Here is a 20,244-nt window from a genome sequence, read left to right on the forward strand (position 1 = left end):
GATGGGAGCGATGATGTCAGGTGATCAGGCCCATGATCAGGCCTGGCCGCGGCGTACCGCGAGGATGTGACAGGGGTCGCCGTCGGGGTCGAGCTTGACGTAGTTCTGCTGGCCCCAGCGCCAGGTGGCGCCGGTGATCTCGTCGTACACGGTGAAGGTGTCCTCCGGGCGCATGCCGAGCGCGGCCATGTCCAGGTGGACGAGGGACTCGCGGACCGAGTGCGGGTCGGTGTTCACCACGACGATGACGGTGTCGCTGTGGCCGTCGGGGCCGGTGACGCGCTTGGAGAAGCACATGATCTGTTCGTCGTCGACCTTGTGCAGGCTGAGGTTGCGCAGCTGCTGCAGCGCCGGGTGGCGGCGGCGGATGTTGTTCAGCAGGGTCAGGTACGGCGCGAGCGTGCGGTTCTCCGCTGCGGCAGCCTTCCAGTCCCGCGGGCGGAGCTGGAACTTCTCGGTGTCCAGGTACTCTTCGGAGCCCGGCCGCAGGGCGACGTGCTCGTACAGCTCGAAGCCGGCGTAGACACCCCAGGCCGGCGACGAGGTGGCCGCGATCGCGGCGCGGATCTTGAACGCGCCCGGTCCGCCGTACTGCAGGTAGGCCGTCAGGATGTCGGGGGTGTTGACGAAGAAGTTCGGCCGCAGGAAGTGGCCGGTCTCCTCGGTCAGCTCCTGCAGGTACTCCTCCAGCTCCCACTTCTCGTTGCGCCAGGTGAAGTACGTGTACGACTGGTGGAAGCCGACCTTCGCCAGCTCCTGCATCATCGGCCGCCGGGTGAACGCCTCGGACAAGAAGATGACGTCCGGGTCGGTCTTGCGGATCTCGCCGAGCAGCCACTCCCAGAAGTTGACCGGCTTGGTGTGCGGGTTGTCGACCCGGAACACGGTGACGCCGTGCGCGATCCACAGCTTCACGATCCGCAGTACCTCGGCGTAGATGCCTTCGGGATCGTTGTCGAAGTTGATCGGGTAGATGTCCTGGTACTTCTTCGGCGGGTTCTCGGCGTAGGCGATCGAGCCGTCGACGCGGACGTTGAACCACTTCGGGTGCTCGGTCACCCACGGGTGGTCCGGTGAGGCCTGCAGGGCGAAGTCGATGGCGACCTCGAGGTTGAGCTCGCGGGCGCGGGCGACGAACGCGTCGAAGTCGTCGAAGGTGCCCAGCTCGGGGTGGATCGCGTCGTGCCCGCCCTCGGACGAGCCGATCGCCCACGGCGAACCCGGGTCGCCCGGCTTCGGGTCGAGCGTGTTGTTCGGGCCCTTGCGGTACGACGTGCCGACCGGGTGGACCGGCGGTACGTAGAGAATGTCGAAGCCCATCGCGGCGACGGCGTCGAGCCGGTCCATGGCGGTACGGAAGGTACCCGAGACCCACTCCTGCTTCTCGTCGTCGTAGTACGCACCCTCGGAGCGCGGGAAGAACTCGTACCAGCTGCCGTACAAGGCGAGCTGCCGATCCACCCACACCGGGTACGTCTCCGACGAGGTGATCAGCTCGCGGACCGGGTACCGCCCGAGCGCCGAGCGGACCTGCGGCGAGATCCCCGCGGCCAGTCGCGCCTCGGCCGGCAACGCGCCGTTGGCCAGCGCCTGCGCGGCGTCACTGAGGGTCGACCGATCCACCCGTACTGCGGGCGGTACGCCGGCTGCGGCGCGATCGAAGAAGGCCGCCCCTTCGGCGAACATCAGGTCGATGTCGATACCGGCCGGGATCTTGATCTCTGCGTTGTGCCGCCATGTCCCGTACGGGTCGCTCCAGCCCTCGACGGCGAACGTCCACGCGCCCTGCTCCTGCAGGGTGACGTCGACCGTCCAGCGGTCCGAGCCCTGGCCGACGGGCGTCATCAGCATCCGTCTGGTCTGTCCCGTCGGCGACGTCAGGACGACGTTCGCGTTCACCGCGTCGTGGCCTTCGCGGAAGACATTGGCCGCGATGGTGAACGTCTCGCCGACCGACGACTTGGCCGGATACGCTCCGGCGTCGACGGTCGGGGTGACCTCGGTGATCGGGATGCGCCCAGTCATGGAGTTAACGAACCTTCGCTTTCCGCAGTAGGCAGGAACAGGGAAGTACAGCACTGACGTTATCGGTTCCCCGTACCCCGACGCGCCATGTACCAGTCACGGTTTGGATCAAACTGTGGATTGCTTGCTCACAGGGTGATACAGAATGAACCTTTGGTGTTAGTGGTCTGGTCCTGCAAGTTCTTGCTCGCGTTGCAAGATCGATGCAGGCCGGGGGTGCTCTCGGCGCTCCGGGCCGGTACGGTGTCCCGGTGCGAGCGATACGACGATTCTCCGTCCGCCCTGTCCTGCCCGAACCGTTGACCGGTCTCGGCACCCTGGTGAACAACCTGCGCTGGGTCTGGCACCCGGAGACGCAAGACGTCTTCGAGGCAGTCGACCCACAGCTGTGGCGCAGCACCGGCGGTGACCCGGTCCGGCTTCTCGGTGAGGTCCCGGCGGCCCGGCTCGACGAGCTGGCCAACGACCAAGCCTTCCTGCGCCGGCTCGAACTGGCCGTCAGCGACCTGAACGGCTACGTGACCGACGACCGGTGGTTCCAGGCCGAGGCCGGTTCGCCGGTCAACTCGGTCGCCTACTTCTCCCCGGAGTACGGCATCACCCACGTGCTGCCGCAGTACTCCGGTGGGCTCGGCATCCTGGCCGGTGACCACCTGAAGGCCGCCAGCGACCTCGGTGTGCCGCTGATCGGCGTCGGCCTGCTGTACCGGCACGGCTACTTCGGTCAGTCGCTGAACCGCGAAGGCTGGCAGCAGGAGCGCTACCCGCTGGTCGACCCGGACGGGCTGCCGATCAGTCTGCTCCGTGACGGTCCAGAAGCCAGCGCTGCTCCGGCCACGATCAGCGTGACCCTGCCTGGCGGCCGCAAGCTGTGCGCGCAGATCTGGGTCGCCCAGGTCGGCCGCGTGCCGCTGCTGATGCTGGACGCCGACATGGAGGACAACGAGCCCGCCGAGCGCGAGGTGACCGACCGGCTGTACGGCGGGTCCACCGAGCACCGGCTGCTGCAGGAGCTCCTGCTGGGTGTCGGTGGCGTCCGCGCCGTCCGCGAGTTCTGCCGGGTCACCGGTCACGCGGCGCCGGAGGTCTTCCACACCAACGAGGGTCACGCCGGCTTCCTCGGCGTCGAGCGGATCCGCGAGCTCGCCACCGACCAGGGCCTCGACTTCGACACCGCGCTCGAGGTCGCCCGCGGCGGTACCGTCTTCACCACCCACACCCCGGTCCCGGCCGGTATCGACCGGTTCCCGGTCGAGCTGATCCAGCAGCACTTCTCGCCGGACGTGTTCGGCGAGGGCGTCCCGATCGACCGGATCCTCGCGCTCGGCGCCGAGGACTTCGAGAACGGCGACCCGGCCGTCTTCAACATGGCCATCATGGGTCTGCGGCTGGCCCAGCGCGCCAACGGCGTCTCCAAGCTGCACGGTGTCGTGAGCCGCGGGATGTTCGCCGGTCTGTGGCCGAGTTTCGACCCGACCGACGTACCGATCACCTCGATCACCAACGGCGTCCACGCGCCGACCTGGGTCGCGCGCGAGATCCACCAGCTGACCTACGCCAACACCGACACGGCCGTCGACGGTGACGGGATCTTCGAGGGTCTCGACAAGACCACCGACGCGCAACTGTGGGAGACGAAGCGGATGCTGCGGCAGCGCTTCATCGACGACACCCGCGCCCGCGTCCACGCCTCCTGGGTGAACCGGGGCGCTTCGGAGGCCGAGCTCGGCTGGGTCAACTCGATCCTCGACCCCGACGTTCTCACCATGGGCTTCGCCCGGCGCGTCCCGTCGTACAAGCGGCTGACGCTGATGCTGCGCGACCCCGCGCGGCTGAAGGCGATGCTGCTGCACCCGACCCGGCCGATCCAGATCGTGATCGCCGGCAAGGCGCACCCGGCCGACGAGGGCGGCAAGAAGCTGATCCAGGAAATGGTCCGCTTCGCCGACGACCCCGAGCTGCGGCACCGGATCGTGTTCGTGCCCGACTACGACATCGCGCTCGCGCAGCCGATGTACCCCGGCTGCGACGTCTGGCTGAACAACCCGCTGCGTCCGTACGAGGCGTGTGGCACGTCCGGTATGAAGGCGGCGCTGAACGGCGCGCTGAACCTGTCCATCCGCGACGGCTGGTGGGACGAGTGGTACGACGACGAGTTCGGCTGGGCGATCCCGTCCGCCGAAGGCATCGAGGACACGGATCGTCGTGACGACCTCGAGGCGCACGCGCTGTACGACCTGATCGAGAAGCAGGTCGCACCGCGGTTCTATGACGGCGAGGTCCCGGGCCGCTGGATCGAGATGCTCCGGCACACGATCAAGGAGCTCGGTCCGAAGGTGCTCGCGACCCGGATGGTTCGGGACTACGTGCAGCAGCTTTACGTCCCGGCCGCGCACTCGTCGCGTCAGCTCAACTCGACGTACGAGGGTGCACGCGCGCTGGCCGCCTGGAAGAAGCAGGTGCGGGCTGCGTGGCCGGCCATTCGGGTTGACCACGTGGAGCTGCAGGGGCTCGGGGATATGCCGCAGCTCGGTACTACCGTCGGCATTCGCGCCTTTGTCACACTGGGCGACTTGAAGCCGTCGGACATCGACGTGGAGGCACTGCACGGGCGCGTGAACTCGGAGGACGAGATCACGGATCCGGTCGGGGTCTCGCTGTCGCTGGCCGAGACCTACGAAGGCAACCGGCACCGCTACGAAGGCGAACTGAAGCTGGACCGCACCGGACCGTTCGGCTACACGGTCCGCGTCCTGCCCCATAACCCGATGCTCGCCAGCCCGGCGGAACTCGGCCTGGCGGCGGGTCCGTCAGACCCGGACGACCCAGAAGCCCCGGACCTGCCTGCAGGCTCTGAATTCTGAGCTCTTGATCTCTGACTGAACGCGGGCCCCGCCTACCTCACTAGGCGGGGCCCGCGTATTTTTCCCACGCCCACCCCCTGGTGCGCGGGCTCCTGCGTCGCCCGCTTGGTGAAAGCGTGCCGTGCTCGCCGTGCCCGAGAGGCCGACCGTCTCCCTGCCAAGGGCTGGACCATGGCGGGGGACAGCCCATTGACCAGGTCCCGCTCAGGCTTGCTCGTCCATCGGCGACGACAGGGCCATCAGCAACTCGGGGTCCGTATAGATGTGCGCGGTGTTCGACCACTCCGTGATCAGCTGGAGGACAAAGGCCGGTGAGCCGACGTCCTCGCTGGCGTCCCATCCCGCGGCGAGTTCTCGAGCGAACTCCCGCTGATCACCATCCGGCAGGTAGCGAACCCAAGGAAACACCTGCGGCAGCAGATCGACCAGCTGACTCGATCGAAGGACAGGATCACTCAGGATCGCCCGCAGAAAGTCCCCGGCGATCTTCACGAGTCGGTCGCCTTGAGCCGCCCGTGAAACAGTGGTCAGCACGAAGTCGTCCTCGCCACCGCCGTTCTCGATGCGCAACGCTTGGCGCGGACTCGACGTCAACTTGTCGATCGTCTCAGTAGGCCGCTGCAGAAATTCGCTGAACGCTACTTCCTGCATCTCGCCCATGCACCCAAAGGTTAGATGCCAGACTGTACCAACACCATTCAGCTGCACTTGGCAGTCGAGCCTGAGTCGCGACCATGGGGGAGGAACTCGGACCTGACGGGTAAACTTCTACCGGTCTCGCTACGGGGTATGTCCGCCCGGTCGATGGAAGAGTTGCCGATGACAATCAAGTGGTTCCAGTTGGTCGGCGGATCCGGCTATGGCGAGTCGGGTCGCCCCGTGTTCTCCAGTGCGGTGAGTGATCGCGCTTGGGAAGCTTTCCCGGAGCTAGAAGGTCGCGTGTTGTCGGAGTTTGAGGGGGCGCGCTGGTTGCTCCAAGGAGGCTACGAGCGGGTCGCGGTCGGGCTTGAGTTCCGGACCGAGAAGAAGGGCCGGCAGTTGCGAACTGTCACCGAGATCGGCCGATTGATCTCCGTCGACTATTCGGTGGTTTGGCCGGAGTTACAAGACGCCACGGTCGATCAGATTCGTGAGCGTTTGATGCCGATAGTTGTGGATGCGCTCGAATTGGTGGGCGAGAAGAAGGCGCTAGGTCACCTCCCGCGCCAAGGGCTGGGAGATGAGTTGGTGGCTGTTCCACTCAAACCGCTAATCGACGACCCGGCACCGTATGCCGACGTACCAGGGGACAGTTTCGTCGTCACCCGCGAGTTGCCTGCTGACCTGAGCCCTGCGAAGGCGGTCGAGGTGCTGGAGGGCTACGAAGCAGATCTGGACGCGATCCTGTCGCGGGCCGGAAAGAAGAACGTCATCGAGGCAGAGACCTCCTCCAGCGCAGTGCGCTGGGTGATCCAGGTGCCGACTTCGAACGACTAAGACGACTCCTGGCCTGCGGAGTCTTCGACGCTGGTTCCGTACTCTCACGGTAAGGCACACAGCAACATTTCGTTCCTGCATAAGTGGGGTCGACAGCCTCGGGTATCACCCGGCGACCGACCCGACCGGTCGGCGTCATGGCCGGGTACTTCCGACTCATGCTGTCCGGCGTGGGGCTTTCCGCTACTCTGATGTGCAACCAAGCATTGCAGGAGGATGGGATGGAGTTCGGAACGCTCGAGCGCGAGATCTACGTCGGGGCGTCGCCCGAGATCGTCTTCGACGTGGTGAGCAGTCCCGAACACCTCAAGGAGTGGTGGCCGGACGACGCCCGGTATGACGCGACGCCCGGCGCGACGGGGGAGATCACCTTCGGCGAACCCGATGCCGGTGGGAAGGTCGTGCAGTTCACCGTCGTCGACGCACAGCCGCCACGGCTGTTCTCGTTCCGCTGGACGCATCCGGCCGGCGAGGTCGCGGCGGAGGGCAACTCGCTGCTCGTCACGTTCGACCTCACCCCAAGGGGCGACGGCACGCTGGTCAAGATGACCGAGACCGGCTTCCGCGAGATGGGCTGGGAGGTCGCGGTACTGGAGGAGCAGTACAACGACCACACCTCCGGCTGGGACTACTTCCTGCCACGGCTGCCGTCGTACGTCGAGAAGCTAGGTGCTCGATCATGAGCGCCGCGACGATCGACGACGACCTGTGGTCCGCGATCGGCGACCCGACCCGCCGCCGAATGCTCGACCTCCTACTGGCCGCCGGTGAAGGCACCGCCACCAGTCTCGGCCAGCAGTTGCCGGTCACCCGCCAGGCGGTGGCCAAACACCTCACCGTCCTCGACCGGGTCGGCCTGGTCCAGGCGAGATCGGCCGGCCGCGAGAAGCTGTACCACGTCGACGAGGCCCAACTCGCCCGCGCGGCCGCCCAACTGGAATCGGTCGGCTCCGCCTGGGACGCCCGCCTGAACCGCATCAAGCGCCTGGCCGAGGCGATCCAACGTAAGGCCGACGCCAGAGTCGGACGCCGCTGACCACCACCCCACGCAAACCGTTGCCAAGGGCACCTTGTGCACCGGCTAGGCATGATCGCCCCACGATTCTGCCTAGCCGGTGCACAAAGTGGTCAGCAGGCGGGTCCACCTGGGACCGGGCGGAGGCGTGAGGGTGGCGTTCGCGTGGAAGGATCCGTTGGGTGAGGCATCCTGAGGTTCGGCAGCTGGCGGCGATCGGGCTGGCGGCGGTCGGCGGAATCGCGCTGGCGGTGCAGGCCAGGTTCAACGGAGGCCTGGGCGCGAGCCTTGGTGACGGAGTTGTTGCGGCAATGATCTCCACCGGCAGCGGGATTCTCGTCCTGCTGGCGATCGTGCCGGCGTCGCGCGGTGGCCGGCGCGCCCTCCGGCAGATCCGCGAGGCCCTGCGCGTGCGGGGTCTTCGTTGGTGGCAGTGTCTCGGCGGGGTAGCGGGTGCCCTGTACGTCGTCAGCCAAGGCGTCAGCGTCAGCTCGCTCGGAGTCGGCGTCTTCGTGGTGGCCGTCGTCGGCGGTACTTCGGCCGGCAGCCTCGCCGTCGATCGCGCCGGACTCGGGCCGGGTGGCTCCCGGGCGATCACCACGCCACGAGTGATCGGCGCGATGGCCGGCGTCATCGCGGTGGCCATCGCCGGTCATGACCAACTGACCGGCAACGGCTCGCTGTGGCTACTGGCGCTACCGGTCCTGGCAGGGCTCGCCCTATCCGTGCAGTCCGCGCTCAACGGGCGCGTCGGCGCCGTCGCAGGCTCGCCCTGGGCCGCCGCGCTCGTCAACTTCGTCGTCGCCGGCTGCACGCTCTGCATCGCGTTGCCGATCGAGTACCTGTTCCGAGGCGGCCCGCCCGGCGAACTCCCGTCAGAACCCTGGCTGTACGGCGGCGGCTTCCTCGGCGTCGGCGTGATCGCCATCGCGACCACGGTCGTCCGCCGCCTCGGCGTACTCGTCTTCGGCCTCGCCAGCATCGTCGGCCAACTCCTGGGCGCAGTACTGCTCGACACCCTCGGCGCCCACCGCCCACCCGCGACGACCTGGATCGCGATCGCCCTCACCCTTGGCGCAGTCGCGGTAACCACGCTGCCCAAAGCCCCGCCGCCTAAAGCACCGTCGCGCGCCGCTTGAGATCGATGGTCACCGGCGGATCGCCGGCCGGCGAGAGTTGCAGGATCCGATCGCCCGGAGGCAGGTCAGGGTCCGAGGCATAACGAGCAGCCAGTACTTCGGCAGCGGAGTCGTCTCCGTTGTCGGCGGCAACCAAAAGGGTGGCGATCTCGTCGACCAGGGTCAGGTCGCCGTCGAGGTCCCCGGACATCGCACCCCAGCTGTCCCAGAGCAGCAACTCATCGCCTTGCAGATGGGACAACTGGAAGAGCACGTAGTTGCGGATGAACCATCCACCCCGGATCGGCAGCGACGGATCCACCCCGAAGGTGTCGCCATCCAGCTCGCCTGCGCGATAACCCAGCCAGACCTCGGCCGCCGACCGGAACCACCCGGCCGACATGTCCTGCGGGTCGAACTTCCAGTGCGGACCGGGCTCCAGTTGCGCGTCCACCATCACCCAGCGTTCGCCGTTCCAGTACTCGACCACGACATGGTCGTGGTTGAACCCCTCGGCGAAGTACGAGCTGAAGCCGATCCGGCTGCGCGCCGGGACTCCCTGGTGGCGCAGGGCGGAGACCGTCAGCAGCGTGTAGTCGCGACAACAGCCGACTACCCGATCGAACGGCTCGCGTGGTGTCGCGAGCGCAGTACCGTTGCGCCTCTGGTCCGTCGCCAGCATCGCCGACACCCAGCGATGGTTGATCTCCTCGTAGCGGTCCCCGGTGAACTCGATCCCGCCACCGCGGTAGTGGATCACCAGGTTGCGGATCACCGCGGTCAGCCCGGGAATGTCCGAGGGCAGCTCATCGAGCAGTGCCGCGTGGACACCAGGGTCACTGTAGGAAGTCTGGTCTGCATAGTTCATCGAGCTGGTCCTTCGATCGGTTGGGCGATGTCGACGGCCGGGTCGGACCCGGCGGCGACTGGGAAGCCAGGGTGGTAGACCTCGCGAACCGGCCCGGTCGTCGGCCGTCCGGAGCGCCGGACCCAGTCGTCGAGCAGGTCGTAGGCGAGCATGATCCGCGGGTACGCGCACTCGTCCTTGGTGATCGTGCAATACGCCTCGGTATGCGCAGCCTCGACCCGGATCGCGATCGGCCCAGCCGGGTCCACCAACCCGGTGAACGGCACACACACCTCGACGGTCGCCTCGCTCTCCGGCGTCACCGCCCCGTGGTAGATCACCCACGAGCCCCCGGGCAACTCAGCGCCGGCCTGACCGAGATGCGCCCGGATCTCGATCGTCGACGAGACCAGTACTCCGATCAGCGACTGCTGGTCCGTATCGGCGCGGATGGACGCCACCTTCATCTCGGGTACGACGCGAGTCAGTACTGCGCGTGGCGGCAACCCCGGCGTCGCCGACCGGAGTAGTCGGTTCCGCAGGTACTCCAGCGTCGCCCGCCGCGCCTCAGTGGTCGCCTGCTCAGCGGCCCACCACCGGTCCAGCCGGATCAGCCCCTCTTCGTCGGTCCCTGCCAGTACTTCGGTGATGGTGCTCAAAGGCATGTCCATCTGACGCATCACGCTGATCCGGCGGGCGCGCTCGAGCTGGCTCACGGAGTACAGGCGAAACCCGTTGGCCGGGTCGACTCGCGCCGGCGCCAGCAACCCCGATACGTCGTACAGGCGTAGTGCCTTGAGGGAGAGCCCCGCGCGGCGGCCGAACTCGCTGATCGTCAGCTCGCCGTCGGTGTCCTGTGCGCCCGTCATGGGGATCAGTGAACACCCTGCCCCTGGGGCAGGGGGAAGGTGGAAAGCGGGGGTTGCATTCATGACGCTAACGATATATCTTTAGTGTCATGAACAATATCGAGGAGGAGTCCATGAACACCCCCAACGAACGTGAAGGCCGCCGAGGCGGTCGCCGCCACCATCCCCGCCGCGGAGGACCGCAGCTGGGAGAAGGCATGCCGATGCACCGCGGACGCGGTGGTCGAGGACCGGGACGCGGCTCAGGCCGTGGCCGAGCCCCGCGCGGCGATGTCCGAACGGCCGTCCTGATGCTGCTGACCGAGGAGCCGATGCACGGCTACCAGTTGATGCAGGCCATCGCCGACCGTAGCGGCGGACGCTGGACCCCCAGCCCCGGCGCGATCTACCCGACCATCAACCAACTGGAAGACGAGGGCCTGGTCACCGTGACCGCGGAGGCAGGCCGCAAGCTCGTCACGCTGACCGACGCCGGCCGCGGCCACGTCGCGGAGCGTAGCGAGACGTCGACCGATCCCTTCGCCGGCTTCGCGAACGCAGAGCCCGCCACGGATCTGCGCGGCCTGCTGGAAGAGCTCCACGGCGCAACTCGCCAGGTAGCTCGGAGCGGCTCGGAAGAGCAGCGCACCGCAGCAGCCAAGATCCTGACCGACGCCCGTCGGTCGCTGTACCTCCTGCTGGCCAACGGCTCACAGACGCCCGAAGCCTGATGAACACCTATCCCTTGCTGGTCGCGCGGGCGATACTCGCCGGCAGTGCGGCCAGCAAGGCGTCGGCTTGATGCCGGTATCCGACGTCGTTCGGATGGAACAGATCAGGAGCCAGCTTGCTGCGCCACGGTGGGCGGACGTGGCGAGAGACCTCCGCCACCGGCAGGCCGCGTTCGGCGGCTGAGCTGTGGATGGTCCGGTTGATCCCGGCCACGTACGGGCTGCAGAGGCCGCCGACGGCCCAGAACTTGTCCGGCAGCAGGAGATCCATCACCACCGAGTGCGACGGCAGCCGCCGGATCAACTGGCGAAGATTGCCGTGGAACGTCTTCGGCGCCGTGCCGAGGATGTCGTTGCTGCCGATCCCTGAGGTCACCAGATCCGGTTCGACACCCAGTTGATCGAGTGCATCGAGCTGGTCATCCAAGACGTGGGCCGCCTGGGCGCCGGCCCGGGAGAGGTTCAGGACACGCCAAGGGCGAGCCGACTGGCTGTTCAGCGTGTTGAGCACCTGGCCGACATACCCGTGCATCGGCGAGGTGGCGCCCAGACCCTGCGCGGTCGAGTCGCCGAGCACCACCCAGAGCGGGCCGTCGCCGTCGAGCGCGGTTTCGTTCTGCCGATTCCAGTACTCCGCGAAGGTCCGCGCCTGGACGTCGACGAACGCAACCCCGTCGAGCCACCGGTGCACGGCCCGTCGCGACGTCGTCCGCTCCGCGTCGCCCCAGCGAAGTACCAGCTGGTGCAGCAGGCCGATCGGGGTCGTGTGGTCGTGCTTACTCGGCTCGTAGTGCCGCAACCCCGCACCCAGTAAAGCCATCGAGCGCCCCCTCCGGACATCACTCCACCGCCGGAACACAGGAGGTGACCCGGACGTGAACAGCTGGTGACGATCGAAGGTACATCACCAAGATGAACAACCCAGGGGACGAATTCAGAGCGCGCGCAGCAGCACCAGACAGCGCGGGGCGAGTGGCACCACCGCGCCGGCCGCGACCTCGGTCGCGCCGCTGGAACTGGTGTCGAGGACGACCTCGTAGGCCGGGGCCCAGGACGCGTCCGGTACGACGACGTCGCGGGTCTCGGCCGTTGCGTTGAGGGCGAGCAGGAACGAGTTGTCCACCGGAACGTTGCCTTCGGCATCGGTTCCGCGCAGTGCGTCGCCCGCCAGGAACATGCCGATCGTCCGCAGGTTGCCGTCGTGCCAGTCGGCCTCCGTCATCTCGCCACCGTGCGGCGCGATCCAGGACAGATCCTTCCGGCCGCCGGATACCACCGGCTGACCCGAGAAGTAGTGCCACTGACGCAAGGTCGGATGCGTGGCCCGCAACGCCAGCAGCTTCTTGGTCAGCCCGAAGTGTTCCGACCACGCCGACGGCAGCGACCAGTCGAACCACGAGGTCTCGTTGTCCTGGCAGTACGGGTTGTTGTTGCCGTGCTGCGTCCGTCCGCACTCGTCGCCCGCGGTGATCATCGGTACGCCGGTGGACAGCACCAACGTCGCCATCAGGTTCGCCATCTGCCGCCTGCGCAGCGCGGTCACCCCGGCGTCGTCCGTTTCACCCTCGAAACCGCAGTTCCACGACCGGTTGTCGTCGGTCCCGTCGCGATTGTCCTCGCGGTTGAGCTCGTTGTGCTTGTGGTCGTACGAGACCAGATCCCGCAGCGTGAACCCGTCGTGCGCGGTGATGAAGTTGATCGACGCATACGGGTAGCGCCCGTCGTCGCCGTACAGATCACTCGACCCCGACAGCCGGTACGCGAGGTCCTGCACCCCGTACGACGAAGTACGCCAGATGTCGCGCACGCTGTCGCGGTACTTGCCGTTCCACTCCGACCACGGCGTGCCGAAGTTGCCGACCTGGTAGCCGAAGTTCCCGACGTCCCACGGCTCGGAGATCAGCTTGACCCGCCCGAGCACGGGGTCGGCGGCGACCTCCGCCAAGAACGGATGCCCGACCGTGTCGACCTCGTGCCGCTCGTTGCGGATCAGCGTCACCGCCAGGTCGAACCGGAACCCGTCGACGCCCATCTCCTCGACCCAGTACCGCAGGGAGTCCATCACCAGCCGCCGGACCTGCGGGTGCGACGTGTCGACCGAGTTCCCGGTGCCGGTGACGTCGTACATCGTGCCGCCCTGCGTCAGCCGGTAGTACGCGCGATTGTCGAGCCCGCGGAAGCTCAGCGTCGGCCCGTCGAAGCCGCCCTCGGCGGTGTGGTTGTAGACGACGTCGAGGATCACCTCGATACCGGCGGCATGGAACGCCGCGACCATCGCCTTGAACTCCGCGACCTGCTCGCCGAGCGACCCCGAGGACGAGAACGGCGCGTGCGGCGCGAAGTAGTTGAGCGAGTTGTAGCCCCAGTAGTTCGGCAGTCCGCGAGCCGCGATCGCCGGCTCGGTGAGGAAGTGATGAATGGGCAGCAACTCGACGGAGGTGACCCCGAGGTCGACCAGATAGTTGATCACCGACGGATGCGCCAGCCCGGCGTACGTGCCGCGCTGGTGCTCCGGTACGTCGGGATGCAGCTTGGTGAACCCTTTGGTGTGGAGCTCGTAGATCACCGTCTCGGTCCACGGGACCGGCCGGCTGATCGGTGGCGGCGGCTCGGAGGCTGCCACGACCACCCCGACCGGTACGTGCCCGGCCGAGTCGCCCTCGGAGGAGTCGTAGATGAGCGGGCTGGCAAAATCCAGCACGCCGTCGACAGCTTGCGCATAGGGGTCGAGCAGAAGCTTCGCCGGATTGAACCGCAGCCCGTGCGTCGGGTCGAACGGCCCGTGCACCCGATACCCGTACCGCTGCCCGTGACCGATCCCGGCGACGAAGCCGGTCCAGTACTCGTCCGTGTGCGCGAGGTCCAGGTTGCGCTGGCCGCCGTCGTCGCCGATCAGCGTCAGCTCGACCCGCTCGGCGGCGGGCGCCCAGACGGTGAAGGTCGTGCCGTCGGGCTGGACCACCGCGCCCAGCCGGACGTCCGGATCTGGCGAGGGGCCGAGCGCGTTCGGGGCGGCGGTGGCTTCGGTCACCGGCACATTGTGCCCATGACAGGTCAAACCTGCCTCACACGAGTCACAAGCTGCACGTAAGGCCTCTGGTTATGCTCGCAACAGAGCACTTACGAACACAGACGCGCACCAACACCAGCCCGCGCCAACTTTGTGCACCACCTGAGCGAATCTCCGGCCTCAGAACACTCACGCCGTGCACAAGGTGGTCGTCTGGACGGAGGGGCGTGACTGCCAGGGGTGATGATGGCGGCGGCGCTGGTCCTCTTCGTCGTGCTGCGGCGTCGCGTTGTCGGAGGCATGCCTTCTCCGGTCTCAAGTAGCTCAAGTCTCAAGTTAAGGACATAGATGTCTGACTCTGATCTGACGGTCGGGCTGATCGGCGCGGGCAACATCGCGCACGTTCACGTCTCGGCCTGGAAGGCGCTCGGTGCGCGGGTGCTCGTGCACTCGGCCGCCGGCGCCGAGGAACTCGGCGCGAAGTACGGGCTGGAGCTCGCCCCGACGCTCGACGGCCTGCTCGCGGCGGTGGATTTCGTCGATATCGTCACGCCGTCCGCGACGCACAAGGAGATCGCGCTGGCCGCGATCAAGGCCGGCCGCGATGTGATCTGCGAGAAGCCACTGGCGCTGAAGGCCAGCGACGCACACGAGCTGTCCGAGGCAGCGGCCGCCGCCGGCGTACGGATTTATCCGGCGCATGTGGTCCGGTACTTCCCGGAGTACGTCGCGGCGCACGAGGCGGTCGTCGCGGGGCGGATCGGCAAGGTCGCTGTCGCCCGCTTCTTCCGCCAAGCGTCGTCTCCGGCCGGCGCCGGCTGGTACCGGGATGTCGCACGTTCGGGCGGCGTCATCATGGACCTGATGGTCCACGACCTCGACCAGGCGCGGTGGCTGTGCGGTGAGGTGACCAGCGTGTACGCCGTACAGAGCCCGCCGACCGTGGATGGGATCAGCCCGGTCAACGTGGCGGCGCATGTGACGCTGACGCATGAGGGTGGCGCGATCAGCAACCTGCGCGCGACCTGGGGAGCTACTGGGACGCCCTTCAAGACGGGCTTCTCGATCGCCGGTTCTGAGGGCGTGCTTGAGTACACGTCGGATCAGGCCACTGGTTATTTTGAAGAACTGCAGGGTGAAGCTGTCAGGGGAGATCTATTGATCCCTTCGTCGACGCTTTATGAGAGCCCTTATCTGACCCAGCTGCGCGAACTCTCTGCCGCTCTGAAGGACGGCTCTGTGCCGCGCGTGGTTGCCGCTGATGGCGCGGCCGCCGTCTACCTTGCCGAGGCTGCGCGCGAATCGATGGCGACTGGTCTCTCTGTAGACATGGCAGCTTTTGTACCTTCCCCACCCCGCCGCCCCGGACGCTTCAACCCGGCAGGAGTGGCCTGATGACCCTGAAGGTAGCGATCGCGTCTTTCGCGCACACCCACGCCTCGTCGTACGCGCGGCTGCTCGGCGCTTGGGGGGACGTCGAGGTGCTGTCGTCGGATCCTGACGGTGCTGTGGCGCCTGACGCGGGTCCTCGGGGCGCCTCATTTGCCGCGAAGGTGAGCATCCCTTACGTCGACTCCTATGACGAGTTGTTTGCCTGGGGCCCCGATGCCGTCGTGGTGACCTCGGAGAACGCGCTGCATCGCGGGCTGGTGGAACGCGCGGCGGCCGTCGGTGCGCACGTGCTCTGCGAGAAGCCGCTGGCGACCGAGGTGGCTGACGGCGAGGCGATGCTGGCTGCTTGCGAGGCGGCCGGGGTGATCTTGATGGTTGCGTACCCAGTGCGCTTCGCGCCGTCGTACGGGCGGCTGCGGGCGTCGGTCGAGGCGGGGCGACTCGGGGAGGTCTTCGCCGTGCTCGGGACGAACAACGGGAAGATCCCGTACGCCCAGCGGCAGTGGTTCACTGATGCCTCGCTCGCGGGCGGGGGAGCGCTCGTCGACCACACCGTGCATTGCGCGGACCTCATCGACGGGCTGACCGGGGGAGTGCCGGCCGCTCGGGTGCACGCGGTGGCGAACCACGTGCTGCACCAGGACAAGGGCGTTTCGGTGGAGACCGGTGGTTTGGTGACCATCACCTACGAGAACGGGCTGCTGGCAACCATCGACTGCTCCTGGAGCGTGCCGGACAACGGCCCGACCTGGGGAGGCGTGACCCTGCAGGTGACCGGCACGAACGGCTCGGTCGAGATCGCGCCCTTTGTCTCCCACGTAGGCGGCACCGACGCGTCCGGCGAGGTCTTCCTCCCAGTCGGCGGCGACCTCGACTCGATGATGCTCGCCGAGTTCCTCACCGCAGTACGAGCCTCCGGCGCACCAGTCCCCGGTGCTGCGCCCGCCGTCATCCCCCAACCCGACGGCGCAGTAGGCCTCCGCACCCTCCGCATAGTCGACGCAGCCCGCCGCTCGGTCGCCTTGGGGCAGCCCGTCGACGTCTAGCCGGGGCTCCCGGGCCGCCACCACACACCAAGCACCCAGATTGGCGCTGGGTCGGCGTCTGTCACGCTCAGTCGCCGCTCCAGCCGCGGGTTGGTGTGTGGTGGCGGTCCGGGTGCCTCCCGGTAGTACGACTATTTCGGGTGGTCCGGTACCGTGCCCGGGGATGTGACCGGTGGGTAGTACCACGACTTGAGGAGCTGGAGATGGGTGAGTTCGTCAACCTGACCGTCGCCGACGGGGTCGGCACGATCCGGCTGGACCGGCCGAAGATGAATGCGCTCAACGTCCAGGTCCAGGACGAGATCCACGCCGCCGCCATCGAGGCCACCGCGAACGACGAAGTCCGCGCAGTCGTGATCTACGGCGGCGAGCGGGTCTTCGCGGCCGGCGCCGACATCAAGGAGATGGCGGATATGTCGTACGCCGACATGGTCCGCCGCTCCGGTCCGCTACAGGCGGCGCTGACCGCGGTCGCCGCGATCCCGAAGCCGACCGTCGCCGCGATCACCGGCTACGCGCTCGGCGGTGGCTGTGAGCTCGCGCTCTGCGCCGACTACCGGATCGCTGCCGACGACGCCAAGCTCGGCCAGCCTGAGATCCTGCTCGGCGTCATCCCCGGTGCCGGCGGCACGCAGCGGCTGTCCCGCCTGGTCGGCCCGTCCAAGGCCAAGGACCTGATCTACACCGGCCGCTTCGTCGACGCGGCCGAGTGCCTGCAGATCGGGCTCGTCGACAAGGTCGTACCGGCTGCTGAGGTCTACCCGGCGGCCGTCGCCTGGGCCGGGCAGTTCTCCCGCGGCGCTTCGCTGGCTTTGCGAGCGGCCAAGGAGGCGATCGACAACGGGCTCGGCGTCGAACTGCACACCGGGCTGGAGATCGAGCGGCAGCAGTTCGCCGCGCTCTTCGCCACCGAGGACCGCACGATCGGGATGAAGTCTTTTGTCGAGAACGGCCCCGGCAAGGCCGAGTTCAAGGGAATCTGAATGACCACCTCTCCTCCCAAGCCAACAACCGCCAAGCCCGCCGCCACCGCCGAAGAGGTCGAGGCCGCGTGGAACGACAACAAGCTCGCCCAGGTGCTCTACCACGACTGGGAAGCGTCGACCTATGACGAGAAGTGGTCGATCTCGTACGACGAGCGCTGCGTCGAGTACGCCCGGGACCGGTTCATCGACGTGGCCGGCTCCGCGGGCTGGCCGTACGGCAAATCGCTCGAGATCGGCGCTGGTACCGGCTTCTTCACGCTGAACCTGAAGCTCGCCGGAGTACTCGCCGAGGCGCACGTCACCGACTTGTCGCCCGGCATGGTCGAGGCGGCCAAGCGCAACGCGGACACGCTCGGCTTCGCGATCGAGGGCAAGGTCGCCGACGCGGAGAAGCTGCCGTACGACGACGACACCTTCGACCTGGTGATCGGGCACGCGGTGATCCACCACATCCCGGACGTCGAGCTGGCGTTCCGCGAGATGCTGCGGGTACTCAAGCCGGGCGGCCGCTTCGTCATCTGCGGCGAACCGACCCGGTACGGCGACTTCATGGCGCGGCGGCTGTCGCGGCTGACCTGGTGGGCGACCACCAATGTGACCAAGCTGCCCGCGCTGTCGCACTGGCGTCGCCCGCAGTCGGAGCTCGACGAGTCGTCGCGGGCCGCGGCACTGGAGGCCGTGGTCGACCTGCACACCTTCGACCCGGACACGCTCGCGCGGATGGCCTCGCGCGCCGGGGCCGTCGACGTACGGACTGTCACCGAAGAGTTGCTGGCTGCTTGGGTCGGGTGGCCGATCCGGACCTTCGAGGCCGCGGTACCGGAGGAGAAGCTCGGGTTCGGGTGGCGGATGTTCGCCTACAAGTCCTGGCTGCAACTGTCGAAGGTCGACAAGGTTCTGTCTCAGGTAGTACCCGATGAGCTCTACTACAACGTGTCGATCACCGGGGTCGCGCAGTAGCTCGTGTACATACTGGACAGATGCGGTTGCTGACGGCGGCGAATCTGCGCTGGGTGGTGCGCCACCGGGCGTGGACGCCGTACTACCTGAAACGCTACTGGCGCTTCGCCTGGTTCAAGCTGCGGCACCCGCAGGTGGTGACCGAGGGATTCGTCTTCCTCGGCAAGAAGCTGGAGATCGTCGCGCGGCCCGGGCACGGCCGGCTGATCCTGGGCAAGTGGGTGCACCTCGGCGACGAGACCCGGCTGCGCGCGCACGAGGGCACACTGCGGATCGGCGACAAGGTCGTCTTCGCGCGCGACGTCACGGTGAACTGCTACCTCGACATCGAGATCGGCGCGTCGACCCTCATCGCGGACACCACCTACATCTGCGACTTCGACCACAAGACCGAAGACCTGGACCTCCCGATCAAGGACCAGGGCCTGGTTAAATCCCCGGTCCGGATCGGTCCCGACTGCTGGCTTGCCACCAAGGTCACCATCACCCGGGGCACCGACATCGGCCGCGGCGTGGTGATCGGCGCCAACAGCGTTGCCCGAGGCAACATCCCGGCGTACTCCGTAGCAGTAGGCATCCCAGCGGTAGTAGTCCGAAACCGCCAAACCCGCTACGAAGCCAACGCCCCCCACCGCGCCTACCTGGCCAATCTGGCCCGAACCAACGAAGAAACCACCACCCGCCTGAAAACCGGCAAACCCCCCACCCCAGCAGCGCCCCCACCACCTGCAGAAGCAGCCCCTCCCGACACTTCCGCAGCGCAAACCAACCCGACCCCCGCCGTCCGACAACCGGTGCCCGCGCCTTCTTTTACAGGTGAAGGTGACTCGCGGGGTAACAGCCCGGGTACGACTGGTGATAAAGCAGATGTAACCGGGGGGTTCTCAAGTTACTCACCAGTCGGGCACTATGTCCCGGAAGTCGTCGAAGGGGAGTCGCAGCGTGGCTGAGCAGGCGGACAGTGGGTCCATCCTGGACCAGGCGGCGGCCGACGGCTCGATCACCGACGCACGGCACCGGGCAGTCGATCCGGTCCCGATCGTGGTGGCAGATGTGACTGACGGTGCGGATCTGGCTACGTTGGAGTCAGCGGACGGCGCGCCGCCGGCACCGATCTGGAGGGTGCGACGCAAACTGTCGCCGCGCCCGGTACCGAGCAACCGACGCAGGAAACCGCCGGTACAGGCACCGGCGACGGACGAGGAACCGACCCTGGCTGAGGAGATGGACGACGTGGGTACTCAACCCGACAAGGCGGCCAAGACCGCCGATGCGGAGAAGGCGGTGACGAAGGACGTGGTGGCTGAGGAGACTCCCGCGGCCGAGGCGTCCACCGGCAGCCGTGGTACGACCGCGACCGCGACGAAGCCCGCGAAACCGAAGACGGCGGCGGAGATCGTCGCCGAGCAGAAGGCCCGCGAGAAGGCCGCGGCCGAGGCACCCCAGGACACCGCGGTGACGAAGCCCGTCACCCGTCAGCCGGCCGCGCCAAGCACGACCGCCGCGGTTGGCTCCACCACGCCCAAGCCCGCCGCGAAACCGGTCGCCGCCGCCAAGAAGACGGCTTCTTCGTCGAATGCGGACAAGGGCAAGGCCGCGCTGTCCGCGGTGGGTTCCAGCGTCAAGCGCTTCCGGAACGTGCTCGCCTCGCTGATCTGGCTGATCGCGGTGATCGCGGCCGCAGTGCTTGCTCTCGGCGCGCTCTTCACGGCTCTCGACCAGGCCAACCAGAGCAACGAGATCGTGAAGTGGGTGCTGGAGCGCGGGCACGACCTGGTGGGCCCGTTCAAGGACCTGTTCCGGCTCGAGACGGCGAAGAACACCCTGCTGGTCAACTGGGGCATCGCGGCGCTGGTCTACCTGACCATCGGCAAGATCGCCGAGCGCTTCATCCGCCCCTGACCTCCTCCGGCACTACGTACTCCG

18 protein-coding genes are annotated in these 20,244 nt (G+C 67.4%); 12 read left to right on the top strand and 6 right to left on the bottom strand.

Features of this window, described 5'->3' with window-relative positions:
- Nucleotides 1-36: 36 nt before the first annotated feature.
- Entirely contained in the window at nucleotides 37-2,025 is a 1,989-nt protein-coding gene (locus G3I17_RS24410) for an alpha-1,4-glucan--maltose-1-phosphate maltosyltransferase (protein ID WP_164599889.1), read from the bottom strand.
- Between the two features lie 251 nt (nucleotides 2,026-2,276).
- Here G3I17_RS24410 and glgP point away from each other — a divergent pair, with 251 nt between their 5' ends.
- Complete coding sequence (glgP, locus tag G3I17_RS24415; RefSeq protein WP_164599890.1) at nucleotides 2,277-4,889, top strand: alpha-glucan family phosphorylase; 2,613 nt, start codon at nucleotides 2,277-2,279, stop codon at nucleotides 4,887-4,889.
- A 204-nt stretch (nucleotides 4,890-5,093) separates the two neighbouring features.
- Here glgP and G3I17_RS24420 read toward each other — a convergent pair whose 3' ends face one another.
- Nucleotides 5,094-5,549, bottom strand: a complete 456-nt coding sequence (locus G3I17_RS24420; RefSeq protein ID WP_203590665.1) for a hypothetical protein — start codon at nucleotides 5,547-5,549, stop codon at nucleotides 5,094-5,096.
- A 159-nt stretch (nucleotides 5,550-5,708) separates the two neighbouring features.
- Here G3I17_RS24420 and G3I17_RS24425 point away from each other — a divergent pair, with 159 nt between their 5' ends.
- The 4 genes from G3I17_RS24425 to G3I17_RS24440 all read left to right on the top strand — a co-directional run bounded on the left by G3I17_RS24425 (nucleotide 5,709) and on the right by G3I17_RS24440 (nucleotide 8,519).
- Nucleotides 5,709-6,365 carry a hypothetical protein gene (locus G3I17_RS24425; protein WP_203590666.1) on the top strand — a complete coding sequence of 219 codons (657 nt, stop codon included), beginning with the start codon at nucleotides 5,709-5,711 and terminating at the stop codon, nucleotides 6,363-6,365.
- Between the two features lie 221 nt (nucleotides 6,366-6,586).
- Nucleotides 6,587-7,048: an SRPBCC family protein gene (locus G3I17_RS24430; protein ID WP_164599892.1), complete on the top strand. Its 462-nt coding sequence runs from the start codon at nucleotides 6,587-6,589 to the stop codon at nucleotides 7,046-7,048.
- A complete protein-coding gene (locus G3I17_RS24435; protein WP_164599893.1) occupies nucleotides 7,045-7,401 on the top strand; it encodes a metalloregulator ArsR/SmtB family transcription factor in 357 nt (118 codons plus the stop codon). Before G3I17_RS24430 ends, G3I17_RS24435 begins: the two co-directional genes overlap by 4 nt.
- A gap of 161 nt (nucleotides 7,402-7,562) precedes the next feature.
- Nucleotides 7,563-8,519 carry a DMT family transporter gene (locus tag G3I17_RS24440; RefSeq protein ID WP_203590667.1) on the top strand — a complete coding sequence of 319 codons (957 nt, stop codon included), beginning with the start codon at nucleotides 7,563-7,565 and terminating at the stop codon, nucleotides 8,517-8,519.
- On the opposite strand, the gene G3I17_RS24445 is transcribed toward G3I17_RS24440, so the two are convergent.
- The gene (locus G3I17_RS24445) at nucleotides 8,494-9,366 is read right to left on the bottom strand and encodes a transglutaminase-like domain-containing protein (RefSeq protein WP_164599894.1); all 873 of its coding nucleotides are present in this window, start codon (nucleotides 9,364-9,366) and stop codon (nucleotides 8,494-8,496) included. The two genes, G3I17_RS24440 and G3I17_RS24445, sit on opposite strands and share 26 nt — an antisense overlap.
- Nucleotides 9,363-10,214, bottom strand: coding sequence for a MerR family transcriptional regulator (locus G3I17_RS24450; RefSeq protein WP_164599895.1), 852 nt, complete (start codon nucleotides 10,212-10,214; stop codon nucleotides 9,363-9,365). The genes G3I17_RS24445 and G3I17_RS24450 overlap by 4 nt, the downstream gene beginning before the upstream one ends.
- Before the next feature lie 290 nt (nucleotides 10,215-10,504).
- Between G3I17_RS24450 and G3I17_RS24455 the strand changes: the two genes are divergently transcribed.
- The gene (locus G3I17_RS24455) at nucleotides 10,505-10,924 is read left to right on the top strand and encodes a PadR family transcriptional regulator (protein WP_203590668.1); all 420 of its coding nucleotides are present in this window, start codon (nucleotides 10,505-10,507) and stop codon (nucleotides 10,922-10,924) included.
- Nucleotides 10,925-10,931: 7 nt separating this feature from the next.
- On the opposite strand, the gene G3I17_RS24460 is transcribed toward G3I17_RS24455, so the two are convergent.
- Both G3I17_RS24460 and glgX read right to left on the bottom strand, forming a co-directional pair.
- Complete coding sequence (locus G3I17_RS24460; protein WP_164599897.1) at nucleotides 10,932-11,744, bottom strand: SGNH/GDSL hydrolase family protein; 813 nt, start codon at nucleotides 11,742-11,744, stop codon at nucleotides 10,932-10,934.
- Between the two features lie 114 nt (nucleotides 11,745-11,858).
- Nucleotides 11,859-13,895: a glycogen debranching protein GlgX gene (gene glgX, locus G3I17_RS24465; protein WP_239062877.1), complete on the bottom strand. Its 2,037-nt coding sequence runs from the start codon at nucleotides 13,893-13,895 to the stop codon at nucleotides 11,859-11,861.
- Nucleotides 13,896-14,282: 387 nt separating this feature from the next.
- Between glgX and G3I17_RS24470 the strand changes: the two genes are divergently transcribed.
- The 6 genes from G3I17_RS24470 to G3I17_RS24495 all read left to right on the top strand — a co-directional run bounded on the left by G3I17_RS24470 (nucleotide 14,283) and on the right by G3I17_RS24495 (nucleotide 20,220).
- On the top strand, nucleotides 14,283-15,329 hold the full coding sequence (locus G3I17_RS24470; protein WP_164599899.1) for a Gfo/Idh/MocA family oxidoreductase: 1,047 nt from the start codon (nucleotides 14,283-14,285) through the stop codon (nucleotides 15,327-15,329).
- Nucleotides 15,329-16,372: a Gfo/Idh/MocA family oxidoreductase gene (locus G3I17_RS24475; RefSeq protein WP_164599900.1), complete on the top strand. Its 1,044-nt coding sequence runs from the start codon at nucleotides 15,329-15,331 to the stop codon at nucleotides 16,370-16,372. The genes G3I17_RS24470 and G3I17_RS24475 overlap by 1 nt, the downstream gene beginning before the upstream one ends.
- A 203-nt stretch (nucleotides 16,373-16,575) precedes the next feature.
- The gene (locus G3I17_RS24480; RefSeq protein ID WP_164599901.1) at nucleotides 16,576-17,355 is read left to right on the top strand and encodes an enoyl-CoA hydratase-related protein; all 780 of its coding nucleotides are present in this window, start codon (nucleotides 16,576-16,578) and stop codon (nucleotides 17,353-17,355) included.
- Nucleotides 17,356-18,318 carry a class I SAM-dependent methyltransferase gene (locus G3I17_RS24485; RefSeq protein ID WP_164599902.1) on the top strand — a complete coding sequence of 321 codons (963 nt, stop codon included), beginning with the start codon at nucleotides 17,356-17,358 and terminating at the stop codon, nucleotides 18,316-18,318. It abuts the gene before it with no gap.
- 20 nt (nucleotides 18,319-18,338) lie between these two features.
- Nucleotides 18,339-19,268, top strand: coding sequence for an acyltransferase (locus tag G3I17_RS24490; protein WP_164599903.1), 930 nt, complete (start codon nucleotides 18,339-18,341; stop codon nucleotides 19,266-19,268).
- Nucleotides 19,261-20,220, top strand: coding sequence for a hypothetical protein (locus tag G3I17_RS24495; protein ID WP_203590670.1), 960 nt, complete (start codon nucleotides 19,261-19,263; stop codon nucleotides 20,218-20,220). The genes G3I17_RS24490 and G3I17_RS24495 overlap by 8 nt, the downstream gene beginning before the upstream one ends.
- Nucleotides 20,221-20,244: the final 24 nt, after the last annotated feature.

This window comes from Streptomyces sp. SID13031 (assembly GCF_010548305.1).
GTDB lineage: Bacteria > Actinomycetota > Actinomycetes > Propionibacteriales > Kribbellaceae > Kribbella.